Origin of the sequence: Amycolatopsis sp. cmx-11-12, from assembly GCF_046269425.1 — a bacterium.
Classification (GTDB): Bacteria; Actinomycetota; Actinomycetes; order Mycobacteriales; family Pseudonocardiaceae; genus Amycolatopsis.
The window spans coordinates 77,653-102,129 of record NZ_JADNQM010000007.1; the positions used below are offsets into that span (position 1 = coordinate 77,653).

Annotated in this window: 27 protein-coding genes; 17 read left to right on the forward strand and 10 right to left on the reverse strand. The window is 68.8% G+C overall.

What is annotated here, in order from left to right:
* Positions 1-27: 27 nt before the first annotated feature.
* Positions 28-489: a MarR family winged helix-turn-helix transcriptional regulator gene (locus ACLARN_RS11680; protein ID WP_409491358.1), complete on the reverse strand. Its 462-nt coding sequence runs from the start codon at positions 487-489 to the stop codon at positions 28-30.
* Between the two features lie 152 nt (positions 490-641).
* Here ACLARN_RS11680 and ACLARN_RS11685 point away from each other — a divergent pair, with 152 nt between their 5' ends.
* Genes ACLARN_RS11685 through ACLARN_RS11695 form a run of 3 tightly spaced genes read left to right on the forward strand, consistent with a single transcriptional unit; the run spans position 642 to position 3,301 of the window.
* The gene (locus ACLARN_RS11685; RefSeq protein ID WP_409491359.1) at positions 642-1,220 is read left to right on the forward strand and encodes an ArsR/SmtB family transcription factor; all 579 of its coding nucleotides are present in this window, start codon (positions 642-644) and stop codon (positions 1,218-1,220) included.
* Positions 1,217-2,461 carry an MFS transporter gene (locus ACLARN_RS11690; RefSeq protein WP_409491360.1) on the forward strand — a complete coding sequence of 415 codons (1,245 nt, stop codon included), beginning with the start codon at positions 1,217-1,219 and terminating at the stop codon, positions 2,459-2,461. The genes ACLARN_RS11685 and ACLARN_RS11690 overlap by 4 nt, the downstream gene beginning before the upstream one ends.
* A gap of 15 nt (positions 2,462-2,476) precedes the next feature.
* Positions 2,477-3,301: a metallophosphoesterase family protein gene (locus ACLARN_RS11695; protein ID WP_409491361.1), complete on the forward strand. Its 825-nt coding sequence runs from the start codon at positions 2,477-2,479 to the stop codon at positions 3,299-3,301.
* A 135-nt stretch (positions 3,302-3,436) separates the two neighbouring features.
* On the opposite strand, the gene ACLARN_RS11700 is transcribed toward ACLARN_RS11695, so the two are convergent.
* Together ACLARN_RS11700 and ACLARN_RS11705 are read right to left on the reverse strand one after the other, a co-directional pair.
* Complete coding sequence (locus ACLARN_RS11700; RefSeq protein ID WP_076161950.1) at positions 3,437-4,336, reverse strand: PAC2 family protein; 900 nt, start codon at positions 4,334-4,336, stop codon at positions 3,437-3,439.
* Positions 4,337-4,393: 57 nt separating this feature from the next.
* On the reverse strand, positions 4,394-5,503 hold the full coding sequence (locus tag ACLARN_RS11705) for an FAD-dependent oxidoreductase (protein WP_409491362.1): 1,110 nt from the start codon (positions 5,501-5,503) through the stop codon (positions 4,394-4,396).
* A gap of 72 nt (positions 5,504-5,575) precedes the next feature.
* On the opposite strand from ACLARN_RS11705, the gene ACLARN_RS11710 reads away from it, so the two are divergent.
* The 6 genes from ACLARN_RS11710 (at position 5,576) to hisG (ending at position 10,241) form a co-directional block, all read left to right on the forward strand.
* Entirely contained in the window at positions 5,576-6,256 is a 681-nt protein-coding gene (locus ACLARN_RS11710; RefSeq protein ID WP_409491363.1) for a TetR/AcrR family transcriptional regulator, read from the forward strand.
* 64 nt (positions 6,257-6,320) lie between these two features.
* Complete coding sequence (locus tag ACLARN_RS11715; RefSeq protein WP_409491364.1) at positions 6,321-7,001, forward strand: HAD family hydrolase; 681 nt, start codon at positions 6,321-6,323, stop codon at positions 6,999-7,001.
* Positions 7,002-7,056: 55 nt separating this feature from the next.
* Positions 7,057-8,520, forward strand: a complete 1,464-nt coding sequence (locus ACLARN_RS11720; RefSeq protein ID WP_409491365.1) for a DNA-3-methyladenine glycosylase 2 family protein — start codon at positions 7,057-7,059, stop codon at positions 8,518-8,520.
* A gap of 15 nt (positions 8,521-8,535) precedes the next feature.
* Positions 8,536-9,027, forward strand: coding sequence for a methylated-DNA--[protein]-cysteine S-methyltransferase (locus ACLARN_RS11725; protein WP_409491366.1), 492 nt, complete (start codon positions 8,536-8,538; stop codon positions 9,025-9,027).
* Between the two features lie 72 nt (positions 9,028-9,099).
* Positions 9,100-9,363, forward strand: a complete 264-nt coding sequence (locus ACLARN_RS11730) for a phosphoribosyl-ATP diphosphatase (RefSeq protein ID WP_076161940.1) — start codon at positions 9,100-9,102, stop codon at positions 9,361-9,363.
* Between the two features lie 32 nt (positions 9,364-9,395).
* Complete coding sequence (gene hisG / locus ACLARN_RS11735) at positions 9,396-10,241, forward strand: ATP phosphoribosyltransferase (RefSeq protein WP_409491367.1); 846 nt, start codon at positions 9,396-9,398, stop codon at positions 10,239-10,241.
* A gap of 104 nt (positions 10,242-10,345) precedes the next feature.
* On the opposite strand, the gene ACLARN_RS11740 is transcribed toward hisG, so the two are convergent.
* The 3 genes from ACLARN_RS11740 to ACLARN_RS11750 form a co-directional block, all read right to left on the reverse strand.
* Complete coding sequence (locus ACLARN_RS11740) at positions 10,346-11,281, reverse strand: ParA family protein (RefSeq protein WP_409491368.1); 936 nt, start codon at positions 11,279-11,281, stop codon at positions 10,346-10,348.
* A gap of 232 nt (positions 11,282-11,513) precedes the next feature.
* The gene (locus ACLARN_RS11745) at positions 11,514-12,299 is read right to left on the reverse strand and encodes a thioesterase family protein (protein ID WP_409491369.1); all 786 of its coding nucleotides are present in this window, start codon (positions 12,297-12,299) and stop codon (positions 11,514-11,516) included.
* A gap of 9 nt (positions 12,300-12,308) precedes the next feature.
* Entirely contained in the window at positions 12,309-13,202 is an 894-nt protein-coding gene (locus ACLARN_RS11750; RefSeq protein ID WP_409491370.1) for a RecB family exonuclease, read from the reverse strand.
* Positions 13,203-13,330: 128 nt separating this feature from the next.
* Here ACLARN_RS11750 and ACLARN_RS11755 point away from each other — a divergent pair, with 128 nt between their 5' ends.
* The gene (locus ACLARN_RS11755) at positions 13,331-14,482 is read left to right on the forward strand and encodes a site-2 protease family protein (protein WP_409491371.1); all 1,152 of its coding nucleotides are present in this window, start codon (positions 13,331-13,333) and stop codon (positions 14,480-14,482) included.
* A gap of 60 nt (positions 14,483-14,542) precedes the next feature.
* The gene (locus ACLARN_RS11760; RefSeq protein ID WP_409491372.1) at positions 14,543-15,367 is read left to right on the forward strand and encodes a tRNA (adenine-N1)-methyltransferase; all 825 of its coding nucleotides are present in this window, start codon (positions 14,543-14,545) and stop codon (positions 15,365-15,367) included.
* Between the two features lie 89 nt (positions 15,368-15,456).
* Here the strand turns inward: ACLARN_RS11760 and ACLARN_RS11765 are convergent, their stop codons facing one another.
* Positions 15,457-15,906: a hypothetical protein gene (locus ACLARN_RS11765; protein ID WP_409491373.1), complete on the reverse strand. Its 450-nt coding sequence runs from the start codon at positions 15,904-15,906 to the stop codon at positions 15,457-15,459.
* A gap of 10 nt (positions 15,907-15,916) precedes the next feature.
* Positions 15,917-16,735 carry a hypothetical protein gene (locus ACLARN_RS11770; protein WP_409491374.1) on the reverse strand — a complete coding sequence of 273 codons (819 nt, stop codon included), beginning with the start codon at positions 16,733-16,735 and terminating at the stop codon, positions 15,917-15,919.
* A 363-nt stretch (positions 16,736-17,098) separates the two neighbouring features.
* Here ACLARN_RS11770 and arc point away from each other — a divergent pair, with 363 nt between their 5' ends.
* Complete coding sequence (gene arc / locus ACLARN_RS11775) at positions 17,099-18,901, forward strand: proteasome ATPase (RefSeq protein ID WP_409491375.1); 1,803 nt, start codon at positions 17,099-17,101, stop codon at positions 18,899-18,901.
* A 111-nt stretch (positions 18,902-19,012) separates the two neighbouring features.
* On the opposite strand, the gene ACLARN_RS11780 is transcribed toward arc, so the two are convergent.
* A complete protein-coding gene (locus ACLARN_RS11780) occupies positions 19,013-19,924 on the reverse strand; it encodes a DMT family transporter (RefSeq protein WP_409491376.1) in 912 nt (303 codons plus the stop codon).
* Between the two features lie 143 nt (positions 19,925-20,067).
* Between ACLARN_RS11780 and ACLARN_RS11785 the strand changes: the two genes are divergently transcribed.
* Genes ACLARN_RS11785 through ACLARN_RS11795 form a run of 3 tightly spaced genes read left to right on the forward strand, consistent with a single transcriptional unit; the run spans position 20,068 to position 22,023 of the window.
* Positions 20,068-20,412: a hypothetical protein gene (locus tag ACLARN_RS11785; RefSeq protein ID WP_409491377.1), complete on the forward strand. Its 345-nt coding sequence runs from the start codon at positions 20,068-20,070 to the stop codon at positions 20,410-20,412.
* A complete protein-coding gene (locus ACLARN_RS11790; RefSeq protein ID WP_409491378.1) occupies positions 20,409-21,362 on the forward strand; it encodes an aldo/keto reductase in 954 nt (317 codons plus the stop codon). Before ACLARN_RS11785 ends, ACLARN_RS11790 begins: the two co-directional genes overlap by 4 nt.
* 55 nt (positions 21,363-21,417) lie before the next feature.
* A complete protein-coding gene (locus tag ACLARN_RS11795; protein ID WP_409491379.1) occupies positions 21,418-22,023 on the forward strand; it encodes a hypothetical protein in 606 nt (201 codons plus the stop codon).
* Positions 22,024-22,096: 73 nt separating this feature from the next.
* Here ACLARN_RS11795 and ACLARN_RS11800 read toward each other — a convergent pair whose 3' ends face one another.
* Positions 22,097-22,609, reverse strand: coding sequence for an NUDIX hydrolase (locus tag ACLARN_RS11800; protein ID WP_409491380.1), 513 nt, complete (start codon positions 22,607-22,609; stop codon positions 22,097-22,099).
* A 43-nt stretch (positions 22,610-22,652) separates the two neighbouring features.
* Here ACLARN_RS11800 and dop point away from each other — a divergent pair, with 43 nt between their 5' ends.
* The gene (gene dop / locus ACLARN_RS11805; protein WP_409491381.1) at positions 22,653-24,155 is read left to right on the forward strand and encodes a depupylase/deamidase Dop; all 1,503 of its coding nucleotides are present in this window, start codon (positions 22,653-22,655) and stop codon (positions 24,153-24,155) included.
* A gap of 96 nt (positions 24,156-24,251) precedes the next feature.
* Entirely contained in the window at positions 24,252-24,446 is a 195-nt protein-coding gene (locus ACLARN_RS11810; protein WP_037319666.1) for a ubiquitin-like protein Pup, read from the forward strand.
* Positions 24,447-24,477 lie beyond the last annotated feature (31 nt).

A 24,477-nucleotide genomic window follows, 5' to 3' on the forward strand; every position in this document is an offset into this window, starting at 1 on the left:
AGTCTAACGCAACCGGTGTAGCATTAGTCAACCCCTATTTCTTAATCTGGTGGCTTCTTCTTCGGCGAAGGCGCGTCCGTCGGTCATGACGCCGAGCAGTGCGGCTAGCTGGCGGCGGTCCAGGCGGCCGAGGCGGTCCCCGAAGAACCGGGCCATGGGGGAGTAAAGGTCTGAGACCTCGCCGAGCCGGTCCGGCAGCGGGCGGACCAGGAGGCGGCGGCGGTCGGCCGGATCCGGGACCCGTTCGACCAGATCCTGCGCCTCCATCCGGTCGAGCATCCGCGTCACCGCGCCGGTGGTCATGCCGAGCGCCCGTGCCAGCTGGGTCGGTGACGTCGCCTCGCCGCTGATGACCAGCTGAAGTCCGTGCAACTCGGTGGGGCTGACCCCGAGCCGTTCCGCCATGGCTGTATGGAACAGAACGGTCGCGCTGACGAACCGGGGGATCTCCAAAGCCGCCGCGGTGGCGAGTTCTCGCTGGTCAGGCATGCACGTTCCCAAGTCAGTAGTTGATTTGTGCAGTTACTGCCGTATACAGCAGCTGTCACGGCAAGGGTATCGAGCTCGATTGACATTCCCGCGGCCACCTGCAACTCTGAAAGAGAACTTTCGAAAGACTTCTTTCAGATTGGATCGGGGCGATGGCCGAGTTGCCGCCGCGCAAGCGGATCGAAGACGTCGAGCTGATGCGGGCGCTGGCGCATCCGCTGCGTTCGGCGCTGGTGGACCACCTGATGGCGGTCGGCCCTCGGACCGCGAGCGAATGCGCGACGGCCGTCGGCTCGACAGCCTCGAATTGCAGCTGGCACCTGCGCCAGCTGGCCCAGCATGGCCTCGTCGAGCGGGTCGAGGGGGAGGACGGGCGAGAGCGGCCCTGGCGTGCCTGCCAGGTCGGCATCGAGTTCGGCGACGACCCGGAGTTGCGCGGGGCGCAACTGGCGGTCGTCGGAACCACGCTGGTGCGGGAGAAGGAGCTGACCGAGCGCTATCTCGACGCCGCCGACCGGCTCGGCAAGGACTGGCAGGACGCAGCCGGGATCTCCACGTACTCGCTGCGGGTGACCGCGGCGGAGCTGGACGAACTGGTCCGGGGGATCGACGCGCTCGTAAGGCCTTTCGTCAGCACGATCCGCGAAGACGCCCCTGAGGGAGCCCTGCCGGTCCACTTGGGACTGCGGGCGTTCCCGCGCATCGACACCGAGGGGAAGCCCAGTACGTGAAACCGTTGAGAGAACCCGCTTTCGCGAGACTGTGGGTCGCCGCCTTCTTCTCCGAGACCGCCGAGTGGATGCTGCAGATCGCCCTGCCGGTGTTCGTCTTCCAGGCGACCGGTTCCGCGGCCACCACGGCGTTGAGCATCGTCCTCGGCCTGGTGCCCGCGGTGCTGCTGAGCCCCATCGCCGGCGTGATCGCGGACCGGTGGAACCGGCGGCTGGTGCTGTGCGTGGTGTGCGCGGGGCAGGCGTTCGTGGCGCTGCCCCTGCTGTTCGTCGCGTCCGGCGGCCCGGTGTTCGTGATCTACGGGGTCATGGCCGCGCAGGCGGGGCTGGCTTCGTTGTTCGAACCCACCCGCAACGCGCTCGTGCCGGAACTGATCGCCCCGGACGAGCTGATCGGTGCCAACGGCCTCATGAGTATCAACAGCAGCGTCGCGCGCCTCGTCGGAGGCTGGGCGGGCGGCCTCCTGCTCGGCTTCGGCGGGCTCGGCTGGGTCGTGGTGGCTTACCTCGGAGTGCTGGTGATCGGCTCGGCCCTGCTGGCACGCCCGTTCCGGCGGGTCGCCGCGCCGACCGTGGCGGGCCCGCACGAACCTGTGTTGCGAGCCTGGCTGGACGGGCTTCGCGAGATCGGCCGCGAAGGGCGCCTTCGTCTCGCGGGCGTCGTCGTGGTGCTGACTTCCCTGGCGCAGGGGATGTTCCTGGTGCTGTTCGTGGTCTTCGTGCTCGACGTCCTCGACGGCACCGAAGGCGACGTCGGCCTGCTTCGCGGTGTCCAGGCGCTGGGCGGGCTGGCCGCGGGATTCGCCGTCGCCACCGTCGCCCGCAAGGTCGCGCCCGCCGCTCTGCTCGGCTGGGGCGGACTCGCGCTCGGCCTGCTGTCGGCGCTGATCTGGAACCTGCCCGCGCTCACCGTGTCGCTGCCGCTGGGTGTCTTCATCGGACTCTTCGCACTCGTCGGTGCGCCCGGGGTGCTGGCCGGATCCGGCCTGCTCTCACTGGTCCAGACGACCGCGTCCCCCGAACGGTCCGGCCGCGTGCTGAGCACCATGTTCGCCGGGACGGCGGGGTTCACTGCGCTGGGCGCGTTGCTGGCGGGCGGACTGGTGAGTGTGCTGGGCACCGGCGTCCTGCTGAACCTTCAGGCGGGCCTGCACGTCGCCTCGGCGCTCATCGTGCTGGGTGTGTCGGCGTCGGGACGGTTGCGCCGCGACGCGGTTTCGGCGGTTCCCCAGTCCGGGTGAAGCTACGGTGGTGGAGTGCCGCATCTCTTCGCCACCAGCGACCTCCACGTCACCCATGAGGGCAACGCCCCGATCGTCGACGAGGTCGTACCCCGGACCCCCGACGACTGGCTGCTCGTGGCCGGTGACGTCGCCGAACGAGCCGAATCCGTGATCGGGGTGCTCAGGACCTTGCGGGAACGCTTCGCGAAGGTCGTCTGGGTCCCCGGCAACCACGAGCTGTGGACCACCCAGAAGGACGAATGTCAGCTGCGGGGCCAGGCGCGCTACGAGCACCTGGTCGAGCGATGCCGGGAGATCGACGTCCTCACCCCGGAAGACCCGTACCCGGTGTGGGAGCACCACGAGAAGCCGCTGACGATCGCCCCGCTGTTCGTGCTGTACGACTACAGCTGGCGGACGCCCGCGGCCGAGGGGCTGCCGCTGCTGACGGCCGTCGACCAGGCGCGCGAGGCGGGCGTGCTGTGCACGGACGAGTTCTTCCTGCACCCCGACCCGTACCCCAGCAGGCAGGCGTGGTGCGCCGACCGGGTGAAGATCAGCACGGAGCGGCTGGAAGCGATCCCCGAGGACCACGGGACGATCCTGATGTCGCACTGGCCGCTGCACCGCCACCCCACCGAGCCGCTGTACTGGCCGGAGTTCGCGCTGTGGTGCGGGACGACCGAGACCGAGGACTGGCACCTGCGTTTCCGGGCGGAGGTCGCCGTCTACGGGCACCTGCACATCCCGCGCTCCACCGAGGCGGACGGGGTGCGGTTCGAGGAGGTCTCGCTCGGCTATCCGCGTGAGTGGCGGAAGCGGGCGAGGGGCCCGATCCCGCTGCGACGCATCTTCTAGAGGCCCGATCCAGCGGTTACCGGCGCCTTGGTCGGCTGAAGTACATGAAGGCCCCCTTCCTTGCGCCTAGCGCAAGGAAGGGGGCCTTCATGTACTTGGGAAGGTGTGAAGGTCGAGTTTCCTCGGCTGAGCCGGTCAGCCTCGCCCCGGACCGTCTTGGCCGGGACGACGCCGCCGCAGGTACCGCTCGAACTCGGCCGCGATCTTGTCCCCGCTCACGTCGTCCAGCGTGAACTCGGTTTCCGCGTCGCCGCGCTCCTCGAGGCCCCGGACGTACTCGGTGATCTCCTCGTCCTCCTCGGCCATCTCGGTGACCGTCCGCTGCCACTCCTCGGACTGCTCGGGAAGGGCGCCGAGGGGGATCTCGACGTCGAGGACGTCCTCGAGTTTGTGCAGCAGCGCCAGCGTGGCCTTGGGCGACGGCGGATGCGAGACGTAATGCGGCACGGCCGCCCAGATCGACACCGCCGGGACACCGGCCTGCACGCAGTAATCCTGGAGGACGCCGACGATGCCGGTCGGGCCCTGGTAGTTGTTCAGCTCCAGGCCGAACTGGGAAGCGGTGTCCTTGTCGTACGCCGTCCCGGTGACCGGGACGGGCCGGGTGTGCGCGGTGTCGGCGAGGAGCGCGCCGAGGGTGACGACGGTGGCCACGTCCAGTTGCTGGATGTGCTCCAGCAGTTCGGCGCAGAAGGCGCGCCAGCGCATGTTCGGCTCGGGCCCTTGGACCAGCACGACGTCCCGGCTGAAGCCTTCCGGGCGGCACACCGAGAGCCGCGTGGTCGGCCAATCGACCCTTCGGGTGACGCCGTCCACCATGCGGACGGTCGGTCTGCTCACCTGGAAGTCGTAGTACTCGTCCGGACTCAGCTCGCTCAGCGGTGTCGCATCCCAGTTGAGCTGGAGATGCTCGACCGCCCGGCTGGCCGCGTCACCTGCGTCGTTCCATCCTTCGAAGGCGACGATCATGATCGGCTTGGTGTCATCCGGGTGGTCGCGGCCGGGCCGCTGGGTCTCGTCGACGGGCTCACTCACCGGACCAGCCTACGACCACGCGGCCCCGCACCGTTGAGTGAGCATGTCCGGTCGTCTTCAGCCGGGTTGGAAGAACGCGAGCAGTTTCCGGGCGGCGTCCGGCGAGCTCAGCAATTCGTGCATGTCCGCGCACATCCGGGCGGCGGCGCTGGTGCGCTCGAACATCTCGCGTTCGTACTCCTCGACGGCGGCAGGGTAGTCGTCCGGGTGCGCGGCCAGCGCGAGTGCGAGCAGGGCGCCGTCGAGCAGCGCCATGTTGGCGCCCTCGCCCGTCGGCGGCATCAGGTGCGCGGCGTCACCGACCAGCGTGACATCCGGCGCGGACGGCCAGGTCAAGCCGACCGGGAGCGTGGCGATCGATCGCCGCTCGACCGTGTCGTCGCAGGCCGCGATCAGCGCGGTGAACCGCGGGTCCCAGCCGTCGAGCAGGTCGATCAGCCGCGCCCTGGCGGCTGCCGGGTCGTCGAGCGGGATCCCGCTGGTGGCGAACCAGCCCTCGTCGGTTTGGTAGAAGCTGAGGCCAATGCGAACGCGACCGTCGCCGTTGCGCTGCGCCCCCAGGGAGATTCCGCCGCCGAGCACCCAGTAGTTGCCGCGTCCGACCATCGCCGCGAGGTCGGGGTGCGTGCGGTCGATGTCGGGAATGCCGACCTCGACGGTGTTCTGGCCGATATGCGCCGGGCGGGCGTCGGTGAGCAGGGCGCGGACCCGCGACTGCGCCCCGTCCGCGCCGACCAGCAGGTCGTATGGCGCGGTGTGCCCATCGGCGAAGCGCAGCACGCCGTCGTCGGCGGATCTGAACGCGTGCCCCCAGCGAACCGTGCCTTCGGGGAGGGAATCCAGCAACAGGTCGCGCAGATCGGCCCGGTCGACCTCGGGTCGCGAGAGCGGGGCGTCGTCGGGCGTGTCCTCCTGGAGCAGCAGGGTGCCGTCCGGTTCCAGAAGCCGCATGTCCTGGCCCTCACCGCGGGCGATCGCGAAGAACTGGTCGATCAGACCGGCGTCGCGCAGCGCTCGCTGGCCGGAATGGATGTCGAGCATGCCGCCCTGGCCGCGCGCGTCACGCGAGGACTCACGTTCGTACACGACGGCGTCGATGCCGTTCACGTGCAGCACCCGGGCGAGAGAGAGGCCGCCGAGGCCTGCTCCGACGATGGCGATGGTCATGGTGAGCCTTCCTTCGATACGCCGTACTTATCGATACACTGTATCGACGCGATGCGATGTATTGTCAACGAAATGTTGGTGTGGGAGCGGCCGGAGCCGCCGAATCGACCTGTGCTGGCCCCGCTGAGCAGGGAGCGGATCGTGCGAGCGGCGATCCGGCTGGCCGACGCGGACGGCCTGGAAGGGGTGTCGCTGCGCAAGATCGCCACCGCGCTGGACGTCGGCCCGATGCGGCTGTACGGCTACATCGAGAACAAGGAGGAGTTGCTCGACCTGATGGTCGACACCGTCCACACCGAGATCCGGCCGTCCGGAGACGGACGGCGGGAGGTGCTGCGGTCTCTCGCCGAAGCCATCCGGCACGCCGCTCACGAGCACGAATGGCTCGCCGATCTCCTGGGTGGCCGTCCCCGGCTCGGGCCGCACGCCCTCGCCACGTCAGAGAGTGTGATGGCCGCGCTGGACGACGTCGAACTGGACGTCGTCATGCCGGTCGTCGCCTCGGTCACCGCGTATGTGACCGGCGCGGTGCGCCGGGAGATCGCCGAGCGACGTGCCGAACGCGCCACCGGGTTGGACGAGAAGCGCTGGCAGGCCGCACACGGCCCCTATCTGGAACGGGCCTTCGCCGACGGCCGATACCCGGCGCTCGCCACGGTGGTACGTGACGCCGCCCACCTGGACGCCGACCAGACCTTCCGGATCGGCCTCGAATACCTGCTCGACGGCATCGAAGCCCGTATCTCCGGGTGACACGTGTTCGGTTACCGTGGAGCCGAGAATCGGTACTTCACTACCTGATCATCGAGGGGGAGCCGTGACCGAACCGTCCACACTGGACGGACTCGCCGCCGTGCTGTGGGATATGGACGGCACGCTGGTCGATTCGGAGAAACTGTGGGACGTCGCCCTCTATGAGGCCGTCGAAAGCCTCGGCGGCACGTTGACCGAGGAGCAGCGCCTGAGTCTCGTCGGGTCCAATATGGACGACACGGCCGCGTTTCTCCTGGAGGTGTGCGGCAAACCCGTCGGCCCCGAGTCGATCGCGGAGATGGGGGAGTGGATCCGCAAGCGCACGGCCAACCTCTTCGACGGCCCCCTCCCGTGGCGCCCCGGCGCACAGGAGCTGCTCGAACTGTTGCGCGCCAAAGGGGTGCCGATGGCGCTGGTCACCTCCACCGAACGGTCGCTGACCGAACTCGCCCTCAACACCATCGGCCGCGAGTACTTCGCCGCGACCGTCTGCGGTGACGAGGTCGATGGTCTGAACAAGCCGGACGCCAGGCCGTACCAGCTGGCGGCGGAGTTGCTGGGAGTCCCGGCTTCCCGGTGCGTCGCGATCGAGGATTCACCGCCGGGCGCGGCTTCGGCGGCCGCGGCCGGGTGCACGGTGGTGGTGATCCCGAACGACGTCGAGGTCCAGCCAGGAGAGCGGCGGGTGTTCCGTTCGTCGTTGGTCGGGCTCGACGTTCCGGAGTTGACCGCGCTGCTGCCCTGACCACCATGTCGCATTTCCGCTAGACCCCGGCCGCGTGGTCGGTGATGCTGACCGGGTGCATGAGGACTTCGAGCGTTGCGTCCGGGCGGTCCAGGCGAAGGACGACCGTTTCGACGGTTGGTTCTTCACCGCCGTCCTGACGACGCGGATCTACTGCCGGGCGAGCTGCCCGGTCGTCCCGCCCAAACCGGAGAACATGACGTTCTACCCGAGTGCGGCGGCCGCGCAGGAAGCCGGATTCCGCGCCTGCAAACGGTGCCGTCCGGACGCGAGTCCCGGGTCGCCGCAGTGGAACGAGCGCGCGGACCTGGTGGCCAGGGCGATGCGGCTGATCGCCGACGGCGTCGTCGACACCGGTGGCGTGAGCGGGTTGGCCGCTCGGCTGGGGTACAGCGTCCGGCAGGTGGAGCGGCACGTGCGCGCCGAACTCGGCGCGGGTCCGCTCAGTCTCGCCAGGGCACAGCGCGCGCAGACGGCGCGGCTGCTGATCGAGACGACCGGTCTGTCGATGATCGACGTCTCCCTCGCCGCCGGGTTCGGCAGCGTCCGGACGTTCAACGACACCGTCCGCGAGGTCTTCGCGCTGTCCCCGACCGAACTGCGGGCCCGGGTCCGCACGGCGCCGGCGACCGCGCCCGGGACGCTGAACCTGCGTCTGCCGTACCGGAAGCCGCTGTTCCCGGACAACCTGTTCGGGCACCTCGTCGCGACGGGCGTACCCGGCGTCGAGGAATGGCGTGACGGCGCCTACCGCCGGACCCTGCGGCTGCCGCACGGTCCCGCCGTCGTCGCGCTCAAACCCGAAGACGGCTACATCGGTTGCCGGCTCACCCTTTCGGATCTGCGTGATCTCTCGACCGCGATCAGCCGCTGCCGCCGCCTGCTCGACCTCGACGCCGATCCGGTCGCGGTCGATGACGCACTGGCCGCGGACCCGATGCTCGGGCCGCTGGTGGCCGCCGCGCCCGGCAGGCGGGTGCCGAGGACCGTCGACGGCGACGAGTTCGCCGTCCGTGCCGTGCTGGGGCAACAGGTGTCCACCGCCGCCGCCCGGACCCACGCGGCCCGGCTGGTCCTCGCGCACGGCGAGCCCGTCGACGATCCGGACGGTGGCCTCACCCATGTCTTCCCGGACGCGACCGCGCTAGCGGAGATCGACCCGGAAAGCCTCGCGATGCCGCAGAGCCGCAAACGGACCCTGCTCGGTCTCGTCGCCGAACTGAACGACGGCGGCCTCGACCTCGGGGCGGGCAGCGACTGGCAGGAGGCCCGGGAGCGGCTGCACGCGCTGCCCGGCTTCGGCCCGTGGACCGTCGAGAGCATCGCGATGCGCTCGCTCGGCGACCCGGACGCCTTCCTGCCGACCGACCTCGGTGTCAAAGTCGCCGCGAAGGGACTCAGGCTGGGCCCGGCCGCGTTCGCCGAACATGCCGAGCGCTGGCGTCCGTGGCGTGCCTACGCCGTCCAGCACCTCTGGGCGACCGGAGATCACCCGATCAACCGGCTGCCCGCCGCCTGAGTTCCGAGGAGCGCCATGCGCACGCACACTGTCATCGACAGCCCGTACGGTCCGCTGACCCTGGTCGCGAACGGCGAAAGCCTGTGCTGCCTGTTCATGGACCAGCAGCGGCATCGCCCGGCCGAGGAGACCTTCGGCCACCCCGATCCGGGCGCGCCGATCTTCATGGAAACCGAGAAACAGCTGAAGGAGTACTTCGCCGGCCAGCGGCAGGACTTCGAACTCCCGCTGAGCTTCGGCGGCACCGAATTCCAGCGGACGGTCTGGGAAGGCCTGCTCGAAATCCCCTATGGCGAGACGGTTTCGTATGGCCAGCTCGCCGACCGGCTCGGCAGGCCCACCGCGTCGCGTGCGGTCGGGCTCGCCAACGGGAAGAACCCGATCAGCATCATCGTGCCGTGCCATCGCGTCGTCGGCACCAACGGCGATCTCACCGGCTACGGCGGCGGTATCGAACGGAAGCGGCAGCTGCTCGACTTCGAGCGGGAGGGCGCCACGCTGTTCTGAGGTGTGACGCGAGTGTCACCACAGCGGCCCGGGGCAGCGCGACGTGAGCGCGGATGGAAGGATCTCCAGACTGTGAAGACCTTCGATGAGCTGTTCGCCGAGCTTGCCGACCGCGCGGTCACGCGCCCCGACGGTTCCGGCACTGTCGCCGCGCTGGACGCGGGTGTGCACGCGCAGGGCAAGAAGGTGCTCGAAGAGGCGGGCGAGGTGTGGATCGCCGCCGAGCACGAATCCGACGACAGGCTCGCGGAGGAGATTTCACAGCTGCTGTACCGGGTGCAGGTGCTCATGCTCGGCCGTGGACTGTCGACAGAGGACGTGTACCGGTACCTGTGACGCGTTCGCGTCCGGAGAACCAAGGAGAAGCAATGCTGCGTGTCGCCGTGCCGAACAAGGGAGCCCTCGCCGCCGCCGCGTCGGAGATGCTCGGAGAGGCCGGCTACCGCAAGCGACATGAGGCCCGCGACCTGACCGTGCTGGACACGGTCAACGAGGTCGAGTTCTTCTTCCTGCGTCCCAAGGACATCGCGATCTACGTCGGATCCGGCGAGTTGGACCTCGGCATCACCGGCCGCGACCTCGCGCTCGACTCCGGTGCCCCGGTCGAGGAGATGCTGGGCCTCGGCTTCGGCGGATCCACCTTCCGGTACGCCGCGCCGGCGGGCCGGGACTGGAAGGCCGAAGACCTCCAGGGCAAACGGCTCGCGACGTCGTACCCGAGGCTCGTGCGGGAAAACCTGAAGCAGCACGGGGTGGAGGCGGAGGTCATCCGCCTCGACGGCGCCGTCGAGATCTCGATCCAGCTCGGGGTGGCCGACGCCATCGCCGACGTCGTCGAGTCCGGACGTTCGCTGCGCCAGCACAACCTCGTGGCCTTCGGTGACCCGATCTGCGTGTCCGAAGCCGTGTTGCTCCAGCGGGCCGGTACCGAGCACACCCGGCCCAAGGACCAGCTGAAGGCGAGGCTGCAAGGCGTCGTGTTCGCCCAGCACTACATGATGCTGGACTACGACTGCCCGCGTTCGCTGATGGAGGCGGCCATCGCGATCACGCCGGGCCTCGAGTCGCCGACCGTCGCGCCGCTGGCCGACGAGGACTGGGTGGCCGTGCGGGCGATGGTGCCGCGCAAGGAGGTCAACCGGATCATGGACGAACTCGCCGAGACCGGCGCGAAGGCCGTCCTGGCTTCGGACATCCGGGCCTGCCGGCTTTAGCGTCATTGCGCGTGAAGGCCCCCTTCCCTCGGCTCAGCCGAGGGAAGGGGGCCTTCACGCGCTTCGGGGGTTGGCGCAAGTAGTCGACTACTTGCGGTGCGGTGCTACCGGGGCCGGTTCGGCTTCTTGGGCATGAGGTCGTAGAGACGCTTCCGCGCGCCGTTGTCGTTGGCGCTGCGTGTCACCGAGACCTCGGTGATGAAGTCCTCGAAGACGAACTCTTCGTCCGCGGGCACGATCGCCGGGGCCGGGTGGTTCTGGAGATACCCGTCCAGCGTTTCCGCGATCTCCCGGAACGACAGCGCCTGCAGGGTTTCCGGCGCGTAGGTCGTCACGGGCACGCCGTGCGCGGCGGCCTCGTTCATCACCACACCGAGGGGGACGTGCGAAAGCATCGGGATCCCGAACGTGTACAGCTCCTGCAACGCGGCCGCCGCGTAATGCGAGATCGGGCGGCGGTACAGCCCGGGCACGAGGCCGTAGTAGGCGATCGGCGGGCGGCCGACGGTCTGTTCGACGTAGCGCACCTGGTCCGAAAGCAGTCGCAGCGCCCGGATACTCGTCCGGTCCGGCTGCACCGGCACGAGGATCCCGTGGGAAGCGGCGAGCGCGTTGTTGGTCAGGACGTCGAGCGCGGGCGGGCAGTCGATGATGACGTGGTCGTAGTTCGCGAACTGGATGACCCTGGCCAGCTGCCAGCCTGGCACGCGGAACTGGTCCAGCCGCCGGATCAGGTCGAACATGCCCGGCGACGTTGGGATGACGTCGAACGCGCCGCCCCGGCCGAGGTTGCTGCGCGGATGCCGCACGGCCAGTTCCTCGATCGGGCCCTTCCACACCTTGGTCAAGGCTTTCGCCAGGCTGGGCGCTCCCGGGGGCACCTCGTCCAGGCCGAGGAGTTCGGTGGTCGCGTGCCCCTGTGGGTCGAGGTCGATCAGCAGCACCCGGCGGCCACGTTCGGCCAGTGCGGCCGAAGCGCCCACGCTGAGTGAGGTCTTGCCGACCCCGCCTTTCTGGTTGACCACCGAGGTGATCTGCATGCCGAAGCGCTCCCTGCGTCTGTTGTTCCGGGAAGGCTATTGGAAACACGCCGAGAAAGCGCGTCTATCTGACGGTGTTTCGGTCGCGCGCTCCTGGAAGCATCCCGCAGGGCACGTACCCCGGCACACGTCGCTTCGTGTTGGACGGTGCCCTGCAAAATGCTTCCAGGGCCTCCGGCCAAAAGAGGCGCGCGACTACGGTTCAGCTGGTCAGGGCCGTGCGGCAAGCAAGTCAGCCCGCCTGTCGCGGCCGCACCAGCAACGCCTGCGCTCCGGACGCGATCGCTCCCGACGCGTCGTGCAGGGTGGTCGTCGCCGTGCCGACGCCGTTCGGGCCGACCAGCGTGGCCGCGTCGACGCCGATCCACTCGCCCAGCGGCGGGCGGCGGAGGTGCACGGTCAGCTCCGAGTTGATGAACCACCACTCGCGCGGGTCGAGGAAGTTCGAGATCCCGTTGCCGGAGTCCGCCAGGACGAACAGCCGTTGCAGCGCGCTCGGCTTCTCCCCGTCCACGAGTGCGACGCGCTGGCGTCCCCAGACCGTCGCGGGGCCGGGTTCGTCCAGCGCGCCCTTGACGCGCCGCCACTCGACGGCGTCGAGGTAGCCGCCGTGCCAGCCTTCCGGCCAGCTCGACGTGGGCAGGCCGTCCGGCGACGGCAAGGAGGGGCCTTCGTCAGTGGCCACCGCCGTGGTGTCCGAGGTCGCGATGCGCCAGGCCGAGGCACGGGCGACGACCCGCTCGTCGTGGACGAGTTCGGCCGCCAGCCACTCGACCGAACGGCCCGGCCGTTCGACGTGGGCCCGCACCGAAAGCTCCTTCAAGGGCGCGGGACCGAGGATCTCGATCGTCACCCGCGCCAGCTGGCTCGCGTGCGGTGCTTCGACCTCTTCGAGCGCGCGGACCAGCAACGCCGAGGGCGGCCCGAAATGCTGCGCGTCCGGGGTCCAGGGGCCGGCGGTGTGCGGGGTCGGGATGAACTTTCCGTCACCGGAGGGAACGTAGAAGGCTTCTGTCACAACGGCAGCCTAATCCGCACGGTCCAAAACGGACTCTTCACCGGGATCCGGTTCGGGCCAGCCGGGATAGGGCGGGGGAGTGCCGCCGTACTGCGGGCAGACCGCCTGGTGGTCGCACCAAGCGCACAGTTTGCTCGGATTGGGCCGGAAATCGCCGGTCTTGCCCGCTTTGAGGATCGCCTGCCAGATCGCCTCGAGCGTGCGCTCGAACCGGATCAGCTCGCCCTCGTCCGGCGTGTAGGCCAGTGATTGCCCGTCGGTGAGGTACATCAGTTTCAGCTGGCGCGGAACGACGCCGCGAAGCCGCCACAGGACCACGGCGTAGAACTTCATCTGGAACATCGCCTTGGCCTCGCCGATCTCGCGGGGTGCGGCACCGGTCTTGTAGTCGACGACGCGGATCTCGCCGGTCGGCGCCACGTCCAGCCTGTCGACGTAGCCCCGCAGCAGCACCCCGGAGCCCAGCTCGATCTCGACGTGCAGCTCGCACGCTTCGGGCTCCAGCCGACTGGGATCCTCGAGCCCGAAGTAGGTGTCGACGAGTTGCTCCGCCGAAGAGAGCCAGGAAGTGACCGCCTCGGGATCGTCCTGATCGAACAGTTCGATCCACTCCGGACGTTCCGCGGACAGTTCTTCCCACGCGGGCGCCAGCAGCTCCTTGGCCTGCGGAGGGGTGCGATCGGCTTGGGGGAGGGAGAACAGGCGCTCCAGCACGGAATGCACCAGCGTGCCGCGCAGCTGGGCCTTGGTCGGGATCTCGGGCAGCCTGTCGACGGCGCGGAAGCGGTAGAGCAGCGGGCACTGTTTGAAGTCGCTGGCACGCGACGGGGACAGGGCCGGCCGACGGCGCGGGGTTTCGGCGCCGGGCGGCGGATCGGCGGTGACCGTGTCGGTGTCGGGCATGCAGGCAGGGTAGCGCCGGGTACCGACAGTTCTGGGACCGCAACGCACCGGAGCGGCATGACCGACACCACCCGGACGGGAAGGGCGGGTTACCGGCAGCCCACACCTGGGCATCTACGCTCTGACGCATGGCGGTGACGGGTGAGCAGGGCCCGCCTCGACGAGGCGTGGCACCAGAGGGCGGGCTCCTGCTGTTCCGCGTCTCCGGGATCCCCGTGCTGCTCGCCCCTTCGTGGTGGATCGGCTCCCTGGTCATCGTGGTGCTCTACACGCCGCTGGTCGGACGGTTCCTGCCCGGCGCGAGCACGCTGACCTCGTGGCTGCTGGCAGCCGCGTTCGCGGTCCTGCTCGGACTTTCGGTGCTGGCGCACGAACTCGGGCACTGCCTGGTGGCGCTGCGCCTCGGCATCCCGGTCCGGCGCCTGCGCCTGTTCCTGCTCGGTGGTCTCTCCGAGGTCGCCAGGACGCCCCGGCAACCGCGCCATGAAGGGCTCGTCGCCGCCGCGGGACCGGCGGTTTCGTTGCTGCTCGGCGGTTTCTGCGGACTGCTCATGTTCGCCGTCCCGCCGGAAAGCGCGGCATGGCTGCTCATCGCCGAATGCGCCGTCGCGAACTTCGCCGTCGGGATCTTCAACCTTTTGCCGGGGCTCCCGCTCGACGGCGGTCGCCTGGTTCGCGCCGGCGTCTGGGCGGCGACGGGCCGCCGGGACAAGGGCACCCGGGCCGCCGTCGTCGGTGGCGGTCTCGTCGCGGCCGGGCTGATCGTCTGGGCGCTGTGGGGGTTGGCGGCGGGCAGCGAGGACCGCTGGCTCCGGCTCGGCGTCTGCGTGGTGACCGCGTGGTTCGTGATCCTCGGCGCGCGCAGCGAACTCGCCGCAGAAGCGCGGCGAGGCTGGCCAGAAGGTGTCCGGCTGAGTGAACTCGTCCGGCCCGTTCTCCAGCTTCCCGCGGAAAGCCCTGTCTCAGACGCGCTGGCCGCCTCCGCGGGCCGTGGGGTGGTCCTGGTGCGCGCCGACGGCGTCGCCGCAGGCCTGCTCGACGAGCAGGCCGCGGCACAACTGGCGGGCACCTCGCCACACGCGCCCGCCGAGATGGCCGCGGAGCCGATCCGCGCCGACACCGTGCTGCTCTCCTCGGAGTCGGGGGAGGAGATCGCCGAGCGGGTCAGGGAAACCGCCGCGTGGCAATTCCTCGTCGTGGACGACGAAGGCAGGCCCGCGGGCGTGCTCCGGCGGGAGGACCTGCGCGCCGCGATGACCCGGAGCCGACCCCCGGCGTAGCGCGGGACGGCCACCTGCGAGGATCTGTCGTCGATCAGTGTTCGTGTGTATGGAGGTTCAGTGTCGGTCCGTGGGCCGTTTCGTATTGGTGACCGGGTTCAGCTGACCGACTCCAAGGGGCGGCACTACACCATGGTGCTCGCCGAGGGACAGCAGTATCACACCCATCGCGGCGCGCTGGCGCACGACGACGTGATCGGGGCGCAGGAGGGTTCGGTCGTCACTTCGGCGGGCGGCAGCCACTATCTGGCGCTGCGCCCGCTGTTGCCGGATTACGTGCTGTCGATGCCGCGCGGCGCGCAGGTGATCTACCCGAAGGACGCCGCGCAGATCGTGATGTGGGGCGACATCTTCCCGGGCGCGCGGGTGCTCGAGGCCGGCGCGGGTTCCGGTGCGCTGACCTGTTCGCTGCTGCGGGCGGTCGGTCCGGAAGGCACCGTGCAGTCCTACGAGATCCGGGACGACCACGCCGAACACGCCGAACGGAACGTGGAGAAGTTCTTCGGCCACAAACCGGACAATTGGTCGCTGACGGTCGCGGACCTGTCGACGCACACCGGCGAGGTCGACCGGGTGGTGCTCGACATGCTGGCGCCCTGGGACCAGCTGGAGACGGTCGCCGCGCATCTCGTGCCCGGCGGCGTGCTCACGGTCTATGTGGCGACGGTCACACAGCTCTCGCGGATCACGGAAGCCTTGCGGGACCAGCAGTGCTGGACCGAGCCGGAATCCTTCGAGACGCTCATGCGGCCCTGGCACGTCGTGAGCCTCGCGGTGCGGCCGGACCACCGGATGGTCGCGCACACCGCGTTCCTGCTGACCGCGCGCCGTCTGGCCGACGGGACCGTCTCACCGCGGGTGCACCGCCGCTCCGGCAAGGGCTGAGCGCAACGCCTGCGGACGTTCCCAAGTACATGAAGGCCCCCTTCCTTGCGCCAGGCGCAAGGAAGGGGGCCTTCATGTACTTCAGATGATCACGGCACGCACCACTTCCCGTCACGCTTCTTCAGCGGGAAGGGGGTGTCCTTCTGCCCACCCGCGCCCTCGACGTGGACGGTCACCGTGGCCGAGTCGCCACCGACCGTCGGCGGGTCGGGGATGGTCGCGGACACCTTGCCCGCGGCCTCCCACTTCCGCTTCAGCTCGGCCAGATCCGCCGAAGACTGCTGGACGCAGGTGAGCTTGCCGAACGCCGTCGCGTCGTGATTCACGATGGCCGCGGTGATCGCCTTGCCGACCACCTCGACCGCCGCCACGTCCGGGTCCACCGGGACCGGACGGGACGAACCCGGCCACGACGGAGGTGCGACGGAACTCGACGCGGCCGGGTCGGAGCCGGACGGGGCCACCAACAGCAGCCCCACCACGACACCCACCACGACCGCGCCGCATCCGGCGAGAACGGCGATCAGCCTGCTGGACACCGGTTTCGTGTCAGCTCTTGCCGCCGGTGAAGCACCAGAGGTCGGACTCCTTCTTGAAGTTCAGGTTGCCCGAGTCGGCCTTACCGTTCTGGGTGACCTTCGCCGGGATCTTCGCGGTGTCGCCGCTGATCGTCATCTCCCCGGTCTTCTCCATCTTGATGTCCTTGGCGATCGGCACTTCGTCCTTGGTGTTCACGCTGCGGCAGGCCGACTGCGCGACGGTCTTGCCGTCGCCGGCGTTGTAGGCGGCGATGACGGCGTCGGCCACCTCCTGCGGCGTCCCCTTGCCCAGCGGCGCGGGACCGGAGCCCTTGCTCACCGAGGTGCTCGGTGAGCTGGACTTGCTCCGGGTCGAGGAGGTCGACGGCTTCTTGGACGAAGACTCGGAACCCGTCGGGGCCACGCTGCTGGAACTCGCGGGCGGTGCCGCGGTCGGGTTGTCGTCCCCCGAGTTGAGCGCGATGACGAGGGCGGTGACACCGCCGCCGACCAGGACGACCGCGCCGATCGCGATGCCGACGATCAGGCCGGTCTTCTTTTTCTTCGGCGGCTCGCCGTAGCCACCGCCGTCCTGCGGGTAGGCGTTGTAGCCGCCCTGCTGACCGTACGGATCCGGCTGGCCGAACTGCTGGGTGGCGCCGGGGTATCCCTGCTGGGGCTGGGGGCCGCTCTGCGGGTAGCCACCTTGTTGCTGGCCGTACGGGTCCTGCCCGTACTGGCCGCCACCGGGGTATCCCTGCTGCGGCTGGGGACCGCTCTGCGGGTACCCGCCCTGCTGGCCGTACGGATCCTGTCCGTAGCCGCCGGGCTGCTGCGGCGGGTAAGTCATGGCTGTTGCCCCCTAGCTGTTCTGCGAAAATGCTCAACTCGACATGCCGGTCCGCCTCCCCGGCGAACGTCGCCCGATGCTAGCCACCGAGCCGGATCGCCGCTCGATTAGGGCCGAACTGATACCGGAATCGGAGTTTGTACCCGGACGGAGCCGGGTAGCCCGTCGCAGGTCAGGGCAGGTGGACGGATTGTGACCATGGGAGTGCCGGACCGGGCACCGGGATGGCCTCTTGCGCGGCGGGAACGTACGTGCTCGCAGGCCGTCCGGAACGCGACGCGCCGATCTTGTGATGCGGAAAGGCCTTTTATTGTCGGTGATCGCCGGTACCGTGGAATGAAAAGCACTCCGAGGAGGTGCCCAATGCATCATGACCTTCCCGGAGGTCGGCGCGAGGAGGCCGACCCTTCAGAAACGACCGGAGCTGGAACCACGTCCGACGAGCAGGCACGTCAAATTCGCTTCCTCGAGGAGGAAGTGGCCCTGCTGCGCCGGAAGCTCACCGATTCGCCACGTCAGAACCGAGTGCTGGAGCAGCGACTCGCCGAGGCGTCGGAACGAGTGAGCCAACTCACGGAACGCAACACGAAACTGGTCGAGACGCTCCGCGAGGCGCGTGGCCAGTTGCTCGCGTTGCGAGAGGAGGTCGACAGGCTGGCCCAACCTCCGAGCGGTTACGGCGTGTTCGTGACCGCGTACGAGGACAACACGGTGGACGTGTTCACCGCGGGCCGCAAGATGCGGGTTTCGGTCTCACCCGCGGTCGAGGTCTCGTCGCTGCAACGCGGACAGGCGTTGCGGCTCAACGAGGCGCTCACCGTCGTCGAAGGCGGCGATTTCGAGAAGATCGGCGAGGTCTGCGCACTGCGCGAGGTGCTGGCCCCGGACGTCGAGGGCGGCAGCCCCCGTGCGCTCGTGGTCGGGCACGCGGACGAGGAGCGGGTCGTCCTGCTCTCCGATCCGCTGGCCGAACAGCCCCTCAAACCGGGCGATTCCCTGCTGGTCGACTCGAAAGCCGGTTACGCCTACGAGCGCGTGCCGAAGGCGGAGGTCGAGGATCTCGTGCTGGAGGAGGTGCCCGACGTCCAATACGAGGACATCGGTGGCCTCACCCGGCAGATCGAGCAGATCCGGGACGCCGTCGAGCTGCCGTTCCTGCACGCGGATCTCTACCAGGAGTACCAGCTGCGCCCGCCGAAGGGCGTGCTGCTCTACGGGCCTCCTGGCTGCGGTAAGACCCTCATCGCCAAGGCGGTGGCCAACTCGCTCGCCAAGAAGGTCGCGGAAGCACGCGGCGACAAGGCGGACGGGAAGTCCTACTTCCTGAACATCAAGGGTCCGGAGCTGTTGAACAAGTTCGTCGGGGAGACCGAGCGGCATATCCGCCTGATCTTCCAGCGGGCTCGGGAAAAGGCCTCCGAAGGCACCCCGGTGATCGTGTTCTTCGACGAGATGGACTCGATCTTCCGCACCCGCGGTTCGGGCGTGTCCTCCGACGTGGAGACCACGATCGTCCCGCAGCTGCTCTCGGAGATCGACGGTGTCGAGGGCCTGGAGAACGTCATCGTCATCGGCGCCTCCAACCGTGAAGACATGATCGACCCGGCGATCCTGCGGCCGGGCCGGCTCGACGTCAAGATCAAGATCGAGCGTCCGGACGCCGAAGGCGCGAAGGACATCTTCTCCAAGTACCTGTCCGACGGTCTGCCGATCCACGCGGACGACCTGGCAGAGTTCGGCGGTGACCGCAGGGCGACGTTCGACGCGATGATCCAGCACACCGTCGAGCGGATGTACGAGGAGACGGACGAGAACCGGTTCCTCGAGGTCACCTACGCCAACGGTGACAAGGAGGTCCTGTACTTCCGTGACTTCAACTCGGGCGCGATGATCCAGAACATCGTGGACCGGGCGAAGAAGTCGGCCATCAAGTCGGTGCTGGAGACCCAGCAGCCCGGCCTGCGTGTGCAGCATCTGCTGGACGCGATCGTCGACGAGTTCGCGGAGAACGAGGACCTGCCGAACACCACCAACCCGGACGACTGGGCCCGGATCTCCGGCAAGAAGGGTGAGCGGATCGTCTACATCCGCACGCTCGTCACCGGCAAGAACCAGGATTCGGGGCGGGCGATCGACACCGCCACGAACACCGGTCAGTACCTGTAGAACGAGCCGAAGGGGCCCTTCACCGCATTGGAATCCAGGCTGGGCGCGCAGCGCCACCGTTGAGGGTGGCGGCGGGGGCATGGATGGAGGTGAAGGGCCCCTTCGTCGTACCTATACGGCTACGGGTTCCTCGACCTTCTTGCGCGGGCTCAGGCGACCGTGCGCGGCCAGGATCCCGAGGACGACGAGCAGCGCTCCGGCGGGCTGGTTCCACGCCAAGGGTTCGTCGAGGACCAGAACCCCGAGCAGTACTCCCACAACGGGTGTGAGGTAGGTCACCGCTGACGCGTTCGACGCGCCCCACGCCGCGATGATCGACGCGTTCCAGGCGTAGGCGAGTCCGGTACCCAGCGCCCCGAGCGCGATCATGCTGAGGACGATCGTCGTGTCGAGGTGCACCGGCGTCGTCGCGATGAACGGCGCGAGCACCAGCATCACCACGGCCCCGCAGCAGACCTGTCCGAGCGCGATGGTCGGCGCGTCGAGGTTCCGCCAGGAGATGAACCGCCGCACGTAGACGAACGAAATCCCGTAGCAGGTCGTCGCGCCGAGGCACGCCAGTTGCGCGGTCAGTTCGTGGGACACGTCGATCCCTTGCCAGACCCCGACGATGGTGAGCACGCCGAGGAAACCGAGGACCAGGCCGGTCGTGCGGGCCTTCGTGAAGCGCTCGGAGGGCAGCGCGGCCGCCGCGATGAGCATGGTGATCAGCGGAGTCGTCGCGTTGAAGATGCTGGCGAGCCCGGAGGAGATGTACTGCTCGGCCCAGGAGAACAGCAGGAACGGGATGACGCACAGCAGTACGGAGACGACCGCGAGATGGCCCCAGACCGCCGGATCACGGGGGAGTGGCTTTCGCCGCCAGGCGGCGATGGCGATCAGCGCCAGCGCGCCGAGGCAGACGCGGGAGAGCGCCACCTGAGCCGGTGAAAGGCCGGTGAGACCGATTTTGATGAACAGAAAACTCGCGCCCCACACGATCGCGAGTGCCGCGAACCGGATCGTGATACCGAAACGTCCCAATTGTCCTTCTCCAGAGTCCTCATCTTCGGACTCAGTGAAGCTGGAATCCACTGTGTACTCCAGCGGTTTTCGGACGATGTGTCCGACGCCTCCGGCGCGCCTCGCGGCCGAATCAAGCGTATAACGCCCTATACTTCGGAGCCGTGAGCGAATCCTCCGGGCGCCCGCGCGCGCCGATCACCGAAGCCGATGTCCTGGCGTGGCTGGAAACGACGGCCGCCGCCGTGCGGGCGGGGGAGGTGAGCGCCCCCGAACTCATCGAGATCCTGGGGGAGTTGCGGCGTGCCTCCGCGGCCTGCGCCGACGCGTCCGACTGGGCGCTGCTCGCCGCCAGGGAGGAGGGTGCCAGCCTTCGTCAGATCGCGCCGGTCTTCGGCAAGGGTTACGTTCGGGCTCCCGCCGCCCGCCTCGAGAAGCTCCATCGGCAGGCGCAGAACTCGGGCCAGTGGCTCGCGATCCTCCGGCACAAGAACGAAGGAGCCCGGTGACAGACTCGGAAATCGGCGTCGGCGAACGGATCGCCGTCGGGCTGGCGGCGCTCGGCAGGCCCGCGTACATCAATCTCGGCCGGGTCGACGCGCTGCCGCCGGGACGTGAATTCGAAGCGATGCGCGCGGCGACCTATGCCGTGCTCGACGACGCGTACCGAGCCGGTGTCCGCTGGATCGATGTCGCCCGATCGTATGGTTCCTCCGAAGAGTTCCTCGCCGGCTGGCTCGCCGATCGCGCCCACCCGGACGTGACGGTGTCGAGCAAATGGGGCTACCGCTACGTGGGGGAGTGGAAGCTCGACGCGGAAGTGCACGAGGTCAAGGAGCACACCGCGACGCGGTTCGCCGAGCAGTGGGCGGAAACCGTTGGCCTGCTGGGGAAGGCGGTCTCGCTCTACCAGGTCCACTCGCTCACTGTGGACAGTCCGCTGTTCACCGACGACCGGCTCGTCGGCGCGCTGGCCGAACTCGCCGCCGACGGTGTCCCGGTGGGGTTCTCCACGTCCGGACCGGCACAGGCCGACGCGGTCCGCCGGGCGTTCGAGCTGGAAGTGTCCGGAACGCCGGTTTTCAGCGCCGTGCAGTCGACGTGGAACCTGCTCGAACCCTCCGTCGGCCCGGCGCTCGCCGAGGCACACGCGGCCGGGAAACAGGTGCTGGTCAAGGAAACCGTCGCGAACGGACGGCTGGTGGTCGAGCCACCGGCGGCGCTCGCGAGGATCGCGCGGGAACACGAAGCCGGCCCGGACGCGGTGGCGATCGCGGCGGTGCTGGCGCAGGACTGGCGGCCGGTCGCGGTCATCGGCCCGTCGAGCACGGCGCAGCTCGCGGAGAATCTCGTTGCCACCAAGGCGAAGCTGGCCGCGGCCGAACTCGAAGAGCTGGCCGGACTCGCCGAAGAACCGGTCGCCTACTGGCGGCACAGGTCCTGCCTCGGCTGGCACTGAAGGGCTGGTCTAGTCTCGCGGCAAACGTCTGGCGGGTCACCGGGGAGGCTTGAGGGTGCGTCATCGGCAGGTGCTCGCGGTGGCGACGGTCGCGCTGTTCGGTTTGTCGGGCTGCGCCGACCGTCCCAACGATCTCGACACCTACTACGACGATCCGGCACCGACGCCCGCGGCCGAACCCGCGCAGCCTTCGGTCAAGCCGCAAGCCGCCCCGATCCCGCCGCCGTCGACCTCGGCTCCGGCCCCCGTGGCCGTTTCCGCCGCGTTGCTGACCGACGAGGACGTCGCCGAGGAAGAGGTCGTCCCGGCCGAGACCAAGGTGTCCGGCTGCCTGACCGGTCTCACCCGCGGCACCAGCCGCTCGACGGCGTGGTCGTACCCGAGTGGTTCGACGCTGGAGCATCAGGTCACCGAGTACACCGACCGCGACGCTTCGGACGTCGTCACCCAGGCTGACTGCGAAGGCAAGAAGCTCACCCTGGCGAAGCAAACCGGCGTCGAAGTACAGCGCGCTTGGTGTGAAGGCACGACGTGCACCGTGTTGCTCGCCAAGGGGAAGCTCGTCTCCGCCCTCAGCGTGACCGCCGGGACCGAGGCTCGGGCGACCGAAGCGGCGAAGCGGCTGCTTCCGCTCGTCGCGCAACGCCTCCGTTCGGCCTAGTGTCGCGAGATCTCCGTCTGATCACGCGAGCTCTCCGTCCAGTCACGCGTAAGACCTGCGGGATCACGCGACACTAGGCCTCCCGCCGGAACCACTCCAAGGCGCCGAGACGTCCGTCCGGCACGAACCGGCTGCCCGGATCGTCGAGCCACGAACGCAACTCGTCCAGCGTCAGCCACCGTCCTTCGACGACTTCGGACGCTTGATGGACGAAGGGGCCGTCCCATCGTGTTTCGAACGCGAAGTTGTGGCAGCGGATCGTGTCGTCGTCGGTGACATGGATGAAAAGCGGCCGCAGTTCCACTCCGTGAACACCCAGTTCTTCAGCCAGTTCACGGCGTGCGCAGTCCTCCGGTGTCTCACCCGCCGCGACGATGCCGCCTGCCCAGCAGTCCCATGTGGAGGGATAGACGTCCTTCGTCGGCGTACGCAGGTGCACGTAAACGGAGTTTCCATCACTCGAACGGACCAACACCACGCCCGCCGCGTGCCACAGTCCCTCGGCGCGGACCCGGGAGCGGGTGGCCGCCCCCACGGCGGTTCCGCCGAGGTCATAGAGCGCAACGAGTTCGTCACTGCCTGCCATGGGGGGCATCGTCGCACGGCTCCGACCCCGTAGGGTGGTGGGTATGCGGCGGATCATGGGAACCGAAGTCGAGTACGGCATCGCGGTGCCGGGCGACGCGACGGCGAACCCGGTACTTACCTCGACCCAGGTCGTGCTGGCCTACGCGGCCGCGGCGGACATCCCACGGGCCAGGCGGGCACGGTGGGACTACGAGGTGGAATCACCTCTGCGCGACGCCCGTGGGTTCGACCTGACCGGCCCGAGCGGCCCTGGGCACGACCCGGACGTCGAGGATCTCGGCGCGGCGAACGTGATTTTGACCAACGGCGCGCGACTGTACGTCGACCACGCTCACCCGGAGTACTCAGCGCCCGAGGTGACGAACGCGCGCGACGCGGTCATCTGGGACAAGGCGGGCGAGCGGGTCATGGAGGAGGCGGCGCGCAAGGCCGCCACGGTGCCCGGCCAGCCGCCTTTGCAGCTGTACAAGAACAACGTCGACGGCAAGGGCGCGAGCTACGGCACGCACGAGAACTACCTGATGCAGCGGTCGACCCCGTTCACCGCGGTGATCGCGGGGCTGACGCCGTTCTTCGCCTCCCGTCAGGTGATGACCGGTTCGGGCCGTGTCGGTGTCGGGCAGCAGAGCGAGGAAGCGGGCTTCCAGCTCTCGCAGCGTTCCGACTACATCGAGGTCGAGGTCGGCCTGGAGACGACGCTCAAGCGCGGGATCATCAACACCCGCGACGAGCCGCACGCAGACGCCGACAAGTACCGCCGTCTGCACGTCATCATCGGCGACGCGAACCTGGCCGAGTACTCGACGTACCTCAAGGTCGGGACGACGGCGCTGGTGCTGGACCTGATCGAGGCAGGCATCCGGTTCGACGACCTGAAGCTGGACGAGCCGGTGCGCGCGGTGCACCAGATCAGCCACGACCCGACGCTGAAGGCGAAGGTGTCGCTGGCCAACGGGCGGAAGTACACCGGGCTGGACCTCCAGTTCGCCTACCACGAGATCGCGTCGGCGAACCTGGAGCGCACCGGCGCGGACGAGGCCTCCAAGGAGGTCCTGCGGGTCTGGGGCGAGATCCTGGACGCGCTGGCGCGGGACCCACAGGAATGCGCGGACAGGCTGGACTGGCCTGCGAAGCTGCGGTTGCTCGAGGGCTACCGCGCTCGGGACCAGCTGGCCTGGGGTGCGCCGCGATTGCGGCTGGTCGACCTGCAGTACTCGGATGTCCGCTTGGACAAGGGCCTGTACAACAGGCTCGTCACCAGGGGTTCGATGAAGCGCCTGGTGACCGAGGAGGAGGTGCTGGAGGCGGTCACGACCCCGCCTTCGGACACCAGGGCCTATTTCCGGGGCCGCACGCTGGAGAAGTACGCCAGCTCCATCGCCGCGGCGTCCTGGGATTCGGTCATCTTCGACGTCGGCAGGGAATCGCTGGTGCGGATCCCGACGTTGGAGCCGCTGCGGGGCACGAAGGCCCACGTGGGGAAGTTGCTGGACGAGTCCGCGACAGCCGAGGAGCTGGTGGAAGCCCTCACCGGTTCGGACTAGCGGGAATTCCTTTCCTCAGGGTTAAGCGATCACGGATCCCACGGAATGTCGGGACCGCTGGGTAGGCTAGGAACATCAGCCACACCGGGAGGCGAGATGGCTCAGGAAAAGATCGAAAAGCACGGCGGAGGCGACTCGGACGAAGAGTTCGAGGACGGCGGTCCGGCGGGCCAGGAGCGACGCGAGAAGCTCGGCGAGGACGTCGACACGATCCTTGACGAGATCGACGACGTACTCGAGGAGAACGCCGAGGACTTCGTCCGCGCGTACGTGCAAAAGGGCGGCGAGTAACTCGTCTTCCGGCGGCCGGATGCGGCCGTCC